The organism is Muriicola sp., from assembly GCF_041567615.1.
GTDB lineage: Bacteria > Bacteroidota > Bacteroidia > Flavobacteriales > Flavobacteriaceae > Muriicola.
Map to the genome: position 1 here is coordinate 1 of NZ_JBFGBM010000136.1, position 7,430 is coordinate 7,430.

The 7,430-nt window shown below is 46.6% G+C and carries 5 protein-coding genes; 1 reads left to right on the forward strand and 4 read right to left on the reverse strand.

Features of this window, described 5'->3' with window-relative positions; all coding sequences use genetic code 11:
* The 4 genes from ABYP73_RS09660 to ABYP73_RS09675 all read right to left on the reverse strand — a co-directional run.
* Positions 1-882, reverse strand: an 882-nt coding sequence (locus ABYP73_RS09660) for a M14 family zinc carboxypeptidase (protein ID WP_372974175.1), incomplete at its 3' end; no start/stop codon positions are given.
* Between the two features lies 1 nt (position 883).
* The gene (locus ABYP73_RS09665; RefSeq protein WP_372974176.1) at positions 884-1,552 is read right to left on the reverse strand and encodes a peptidoglycan recognition family protein; all 669 of its coding nucleotides are present in this window, start codon (positions 1,550-1,552) and stop codon (positions 884-886) included.
* Entirely contained in the window at positions 1,549-1,986 is a 438-nt protein-coding gene (locus tag ABYP73_RS09670) for a 3D domain-containing protein (protein WP_372974177.1), read from the reverse strand. The genes ABYP73_RS09665 and ABYP73_RS09670 overlap by 4 nt, the downstream gene beginning before the upstream one ends.
* 141 nt (positions 1,987-2,127) lie before the next feature.
* On the reverse strand, positions 2,128-5,454 hold the full coding sequence (locus tag ABYP73_RS09675) for a VCBS repeat-containing protein (protein ID WP_372974178.1): 3,327 nt from the start codon (positions 5,452-5,454) through the stop codon (positions 2,128-2,130).
* 287 nt (positions 5,455-5,741) lie between these two features.
* Between ABYP73_RS09675 and ABYP73_RS09680 the strand changes: the two genes are divergently transcribed.
* Positions 5,742-7,070: a serine hydrolase domain-containing protein gene (locus tag ABYP73_RS09680; protein ID WP_372974179.1), complete on the forward strand. Its 1,329-nt coding sequence runs from the start codon at positions 5,742-5,744 to the stop codon at positions 7,068-7,070.
* Positions 7,071-7,430 lie beyond the last annotated feature (360 nt).

Below are 7,430 nucleotides of genomic sequence, written 5' to 3' on the forward strand. Positions count from 1 at the left end.
CAGGATGGAAACGTAGTTGAGTTTCCTGATCTCCTGCTTCTCCCTGTCATCGGCATAGCCTCCTGATTCTATAAGGATGGTACTTGTGCCCCATTTCTGGATGTTGTCCCCGAAAGCCCTGGGCTCAAAGTCGTCATTGTATCTCCCCACCTGACCGGGGGCGTATTGTTGAATGATCCTGTTCATAAAGACAATGACCTTCATGGCATTCCCTCTTCCTTCATCAACATCCTTCTCGTAGTTATAGGCAGGAGCCAGGTAAGAGATGGTTGCTGGTTTCTCCGTGCGCTCCGCGTTGTAATACGTACTCTGGTCGTGCAGGTTAAAGCCAAAGTCGGCCTGCAGGCTATCCCTCACCCTTTTCAGGGTTTGTCCTTCCGGGGATTGCAGTCTCAGGGCATCTCGGTTGATATCGATCCCCAGCCTGTTTTCCCTTTTAAATACCTCCGCCCCGTCGGGATTGAGCATAGGCAGAAAATGTAGCCTGAGGTTGCTCAGGATCTCGGACTTTTCTTCCTGAAAATCCCCGCTTTTAAAGAAATTGAGGATGTCGAAAATGGCCTGGGTAGCCGTGGGTTCATTGCCGTGCATCTGTGACCAGAGGAATACATCGGTGTTTCCATTTCCCAGACTGACCAAGTTAAGGGATCGCCCCTCAATAGACTCCCCTACCTTATGAATCTCAACCCCGGAATCATCACGGTGCTCCTCCAAAAGTTTTATAATATCCTCGTGTTTGATACGTCTCTTATCTAAACTGGGTTCTTTGTAATCCTCATAGGTTTCATATAAAGAGGAGGTAATGTCTTTTTTTTGAGACTGAATGGGCTCTTTGCAAGCCCAAACCAATAAGAGGAGGATAGATGCTTTCAGGTACTTCATATTATTGCTTTGGTACGGGTTTAAATTTCCAATTTTTCGTTGCTTTCCTGACACGGGCCATAAATTCTTCCCCCGGATCGTCTTTTTCGGTCCTGTAGGCGGGATCTTTTTCCAGCCAGAGTTCATGGCCTTCAAAGAGGGGGTATTCGTAATGTCCGATAAGGTATTCAATGTTGTATTTTTTACTCAGGTAGTCTACCAGCCAGATATTCGACCGGAGCTGGGCTTCGGTGAGGGGTGTTTCGTCGGTTCCCCCTACATTTTCCACGCCGATAGCACAGTGATTGAGCCCGATCACATGCCTTCCCATAACGGTTTCGGGCATTAACCTGTAGATGGTACCGTCTCTTCCAACCAGGAAGTGGGAGGAAACATTGAGTTTCCCAGCATTGCCCACCAGGGTGCGCCACTGGGGTATAAGCGGATCATTAAAAGCATCGAATGATCCTTCGAGGGTTGGGATGGCTGTCCAGTGCAGGACGATCATCCTGGGCGTGATGGTAAGGCTGTCCTGAAGTCCGTATCGCTCTGCCATATAGGCCCTTGTGAGCTGTTCCCTTTCAGCGTCGAAAATAATAGGTCTGTCCACGATACGGGTAGTAGCGCAAGACGTCCATAACAGGAAGATCAGGATCCCTGTCCATTTTTTATATGACGACCACAGCTTCATTTTACTTTCGGATCAGAAGGAGTATTCTTATCTATCGGAACTCCGAATTGGATGGTCACTTTTTTGCGACCCCATTCCCTGGCTTTCTGCACATCAAGGCCCATAAAGATATCGATTCGGTTTTCCCAACGGCTGTGCATCTTATCCTTGACCCTGAAAACCCCTTCAACTCCCTCGATCTTTACAGGACTGTCGTACTTCAATCCCTTTTTTAGCAGGTCACGGGAGACCGCAATACACTTCATCCCGGGTCTTAGGGTATCCCCCCAGGCAGCGATATTGACCAGTGAGCTTGTTTGGGATTCTATCGCATTGTAAGCAGTAGCCGTAACCTCTATGGTCCTCCACTCCCATTTCTCCTCGTTGTCTGAGCAGCTGATAAGCATAGAAACGAAGAGGAAGAAAAGAACTGCTTTTGCTTGCTGGTACTTCATAGCTTTAAAAAAGTTCATTTTACGAGATACTCAGATCACTATAAGTTCTTGCCTACTATCATTATCCCGTGTTACGCCTCGTGAATACCAAGACAGTAAAATCTACAAAGATCAATGAAAAATCCCCTGACGATCATCCCCTTATTTTAGTATCGTTCTCGAGATTCCCCCAGGGTCATAAAACCGGAGTGCCTTCCAATTTTCGGGCAAGACCAATGCCCTGCTGCCTTGTGATAAATACCCTGAACCGTAGTAACTCTCCCTGACCAATTCCTTTCCATCGTCAAGAGAGATGATTACTTTGTATTCTTTGGGTTGAAACTTTTCAATTTCAATGGCCCTATTAAATCGCAACAAAGAAACTGCCCCATCGTTTGTACACGAGATCACCGCCAGCTGTCCATCGTCCAGGGTGATCATTCCGAGGGATTTTCTGTCCCCATTTAATAAAAACCCATTGCTCGGGTTCCCCCTGACGACCTGGATACCTTTCGAATCGAATTCCATAAGGGCTCCCCGGGAACTGCAGTACGGACCGTCAACCACATTATTGGAAAAAAGATTTCCGGTCATTAGCACTTCCTCCTTGCCATCCCTGTTGAGATCCAGAACAACTGTGCCAAATACGGGAGCAAATTGCGCTAAATTGGGCATGCGATCCAGGACCAGGCTGTCATTACCTAAATTAAGGAGATAACTGTGGTGTGCGGTGTACGCTTTTAATTCAAGGCCATCCTCCCAAACTCCCGGGTTGTCAAAAAGGGTTTCCTTATCGACCCGGGAATAGCTCTCGTAGTTCGGGTATTTTAATCGCATCTGCGGCAATTGGCTTAAAAAGGCATCTCTGGAAGCCACCGGGTGTACCCCGTCTATATACTCCTTGAAAAGTATGGGGTCTACCGAACCGTTCTGATCAAAATCCTTCGCGATGATGGTCAACGGGGACTCACCATTGATGCGATATGTATTATTTGCGCCCAGATTTCCAAGAAAATAATCTATTCGTCCATCCTGATTGATATCGGATGCCGAAATACTGTTCCAAAAACCTGAAGTATCCGATAACCCCAATTCATGGGTCTGGTTCCGCAATTTTCCGTTCTGGTTTTGGAAGAGCGTAACGGGCATCCACTCACCTACCACAATCAGATCCAGGTCTTCATCCCCATCATAATCCGTCCAAAGCCCCTGACTAACCATGCCGATATCCTGCAGTTCGGGTGCGATCTCACCGGTCTTATCCACGAACTTCCCATCCTCGTATACCAGCAGGTAACTGGAACCAGGCATCGGATAGGCCCCGGGCAGTATCCTGCCCCCAACGAAGAGGTCCAGGTCGCCGTCTTTATCAAAATCCGAAGCAGTCACAGTGCCAGTACTAACATCAAGATCTGGCAGGATTCCTTCGGATCGTTTAAAATTGCCCATCCCGTCATTCACGTATAACCGATCCGTGTATGATCCACTACCAATTTTTGCCCCAGTACCTCCACTCGCAACGTACAGATCCAGATCGCCATCCTGATCAAAATCGAAGAAAAGGCAACCCATATCTTCGAATTGAGGGTCAAACGTTATTTTGGATTCGCTGAAAGTTCCGCCTTTTTGTTGCAGAAAAAGTCGGCCGGACTGTCCCTTGGCACCTCCGACATAACAATCTTCATAACCATCGTCATTGACGTCTCCCACCGCCAGTCCCGGACCCAGTTTAGAGTGTTGTTGAGGGAGAAGGAATTGCTGGTGAAAATCTACCTGGTTGTCCTCCCTGTGGGTAAATATGAGGCCGGATTGTTCGGTGATGTCGGTAAACAAAGGAGTTCCTGATACCTCTGAGCCAGCTTCCACAACAGCTTCCTGGTCTGAATATGCTATTTCCAGAAAGCTATCCGCCTCTTTAAGATGATGTAAGGTCTGCTCCCCATCGGGCCAAATAACTTTTAAACGACTGTTCCCAGAAGAATCCCCTAGACCGAAATGAAGGATCTTTTCAGAGGATGAGAGATAGCCTCTATAGGGGTTGACCGTCTGTAACTGCCTGCCGCCTTCTCTTTCCAGATATACCTTGGCACCCACGGCATCCGGGTTGGCACCCCTAAATTTCAGTTTGACCTTAACGAAGTGATTCCCCTTTTCATCAGAACGATTTTCATAGAGCATGGCTGGCATATCGACATTGTTGATCACCAGGTCGAGATCCCCGTCATTGTCCAAATCTGCCACCGCACTGCCATTGCTGTAGGTAGGCTTTTCAAATCCCCACTCTTCGGTGGTATTGACAAAATTTAAATCTCCTGTATTCCTGAAGGAATAATTGGGTAGGGGAATACCCGGGGTGTTGTGAATTTCATCGATTTGTTTTTGAATATCGGAACCAGGGTTCACAAAGGGGGAGTGGGTGTTGTAGTTGATATAATCCAAATTTCCCAACTCACGCCGAAATCCGTTGGTCACGTGCAAATCCTTAAACCCATCATTGTCAAAATCGGCAAAGAGGGGGCTCCAACTCCAATCCGTACGCGATATTCCGGCCAACTGACCGATTTCAGAAAAAGTCCCGTCACCATTATTGAGCTGCAAAATATTTCTGGAAAACTGTGGATGGTATCCCAGTTTGAGCACCATTTGATAGAAGTTGTAGTTCGTTGTGTTGACCAGTATCTTTTCGCGCTGGTTGTCTTCCGGCAACATATCCAGGGTGAACAAGTCGGGCTGTCCGTCGTTGTTTATATCGGCCACGTCATTCCCCATACTGGCATAACTGGTCACATCAAAGGCTGTTTTCAGAGCGTTTTCAAAGGTGCCATCCCCTTTGTTCAAATAGAGGATATCATTGGTAATAAAATCATTCGTCACGAATATATCCGTCCATCCGTCCCCGTTGAAATCATAGGTATTGAGCCCCAGGCTGTACCCCTCTATCTTAATACCCGCTTCATGGCTTACGTCGCGGAATGTCCCGTCGCCCTGGTTTTCATAGAGTTTGTCTGTGCTTTTGGCTTCCCCGTTTAAAGAAGGCCTCTTAACCCTGTTCATATAAAAAAGGGTAAAATCGGTAGGATTGATGGCCATAAATGCATCCAGATCTCCGTCCCGATCGTAGTCAAAGAAACTGGTATGGGTTGTTTGTGCTTTCTCATCCAACCCATAAGCTGACCCCATCTCGGTAAAAGTATTGTCCTTGTTGTTGATGAACAGCAGGTTTTCAGTTTTACCCAAACTGACAAAGCCGGAAACCGAAAGGTAAATGTCATCAAAACCATCGGCGTTGATGTCAACGATGGAAATACCTGTAATCCAGCGATCTGTTTCCACTCCGGCTGCGGCCGTAATATCCTCAAATTGAAGCTCCCCTTTATTGAGATACAGCTTGCTGCTTACCTGGTTTCCTCCCAGAAAAATATCCTGCAGTCCATCGTTGTTGACGTCGAGTACTCCCACACCTCCACCGGTGTAAAAGTTGGAGAACATCAGCATATTATAAGCATAGTTTTCCGTTAGCGAATTGTTGAAGGTGATTCCGCTGATATCAGAAGGAACTTCTCGAAACAATTTATCGTGATCACCTCGGGAGCAAGAGATAAAAAGTAAGGGCAATAAACAGGCAGAAAAGCAAACCGAAAGGATTCTGTTCGCTGTAGAAATTGCACTAGTCATTTTATTCACGCATTTTTGCTTTATTCATTCAAATATACCTTTAAAAAACATCCAGAAGATAGGCAATTAAAAACCTTTTACTCACAAGTGCGTTTTACAACATGAAGAAGATAAAATATATTCTGTTTTTTCTATTTATAATTTTGGTCATTACCGTGATAATCCAATATCCCAAGCTTAATCTGATCTCGGGTTACGCGGCAAAGAACACGGCTTCTACCCTATTTATCGCGGGGAGAACCCTGAATTCTGTTGCTGAGAATGACAATAATGTTCCCCTGATCAAACTGGCAGAGTCTTCTTATGATCTAACCAACAAGGTCGCTTCCGCAGAAGTATTCGGACTCATGGAGAGAAAGGCGATATGCCGGGATGGCCTGGGTTGTGTCCTGACCAATGGGGACGTAGATCACCGACTCTATTCCGAAGTTCCTTTAAGGGTGCAGCAGACCATTCCCCTCCCCTATCCCCATGGGCATTTACCGGCCAGGGACACTACCTTCAGTCGAGTAGACTATGGAAAACTCAGCCGAGCCCTGGATCACGTCTTTGCGGATACGGTTAAGACCAGGACCGTTCTGGTACTCTATAAAGGTCATATCCTGGCGGAAAGATATGCGGACGGTTTTGACCCGGATACCCCTGTGCTTGGCTGGTCCATGACGAAAAGTGTCCTGGCCACCCTCTTCGGGATCCTGGAATACCAGGGTAAAATAAGTATGAACGACAAGGCTGGTCTGCCCTCCTGGGAGGCAGATGGCAGGAAGGAGATCACCCTGGATCATCTGCTCAGGATGCAAAGCGGACTCGACTGGGAGGAGGATTATTCGACCATTTCCGATGTGACCAAGATGCTTTTTATGGAGTCGAACATGGCTGCTGTACAGGCAGGAAAGCGATTGGTGGCCGAGCCCACTGAGGTATGGAATTATTCCTCCGGGACGAGCAACCTGCTTTCCGGCCTTCTGAGAAATACCTTTTCCACCTATCAAAATTACCTGAATTTTCCCTACAAGGCCCTGATTGATAAGATCGGCATGCATTCCATGATCATAGAGACCGATTTAGCAGGGAACTTTGTCGGTTCATCTTATGCCTGGGCCAGTACCCGGGACTGGGCAAGGTTCGGACAACTTTACCTCCAAAAGGGAAACTGGAACGGGGAGCAGATCTTTCACCCTGCCTGGGTGTCTTATGCGACGGAACCCACTGAACATTCCAACGGAGTCTACGGCGCACATTTCTGGCTGAATGCACACGGCAAATTCCCTGATGTTCCCAGAGACATGTACTCTGCCAACGGATATCAGGGTCAGCACGTATTCATCATTCCTTCAAAAGACCTGGTCGTGGTAAGGACGGGACTGGCCGAAGAGCCGCAATTCGATACCAACGTGTTTTTAAGAGAAGTTATTGCCGCCCTCCCCTGACCGCTGAATACCTCATCCTTAGAAATCGGGATTTCACCACATAAGCGCGAAGGTTGACAACAAAATTTATGGAAATGGAAATTTCTCCTGTATGTTTACTGTGTAATTAAAAAGGAGTTAATTTTTTCATTTTCATATAGTGTTCTCGTAAAAGGGTCCCGATCTCAACAGACGGGGCCTTTTTTATTCAAACATTATCAGTGATCTAAGTGTAGGTAGTGCGTAAATTGAGAAAAGATCGCTGATCTTGGATTAACAAGTCAGAGCGACAAAATTTTCAAGTAATTTGCACGAGCTGGGTTAGAATTAAATTTTTATGAAAAAGAACATATCAATACTTATTCCCGACGGAGAAAGTTC

Excerpts from the sequence above, each read along its gene's own strand:
- ABYP73_RS09665 (WP_372974176.1), bottom strand. The coding sequence starts at position 1,552 with ATGAAGCTGTGGTCGTCATATAAAAAATGGACAGGGATCCTGATCTTC.
- ABYP73_RS09670 (WP_372974177.1), bottom strand. The coding sequence starts at position 1,986 with ATGAAGTACCAGCAAGCAAAAGCAGTTCTTTTCTTCCTCTTCGTTTCT.
- ABYP73_RS09675 (WP_372974178.1), bottom strand. The coding sequence starts at position 5,454 with ATGTTCTCCAACTTTTACACCGGTGGAGGTGTGGGAGTACTCGACGTC.
- ABYP73_RS09680 (WP_372974179.1), top strand. The coding sequence starts at position 5,742 with ATGAAGAAGATAAAATATATTCTGTTTTTTCTATTTATAATTTTGGTC.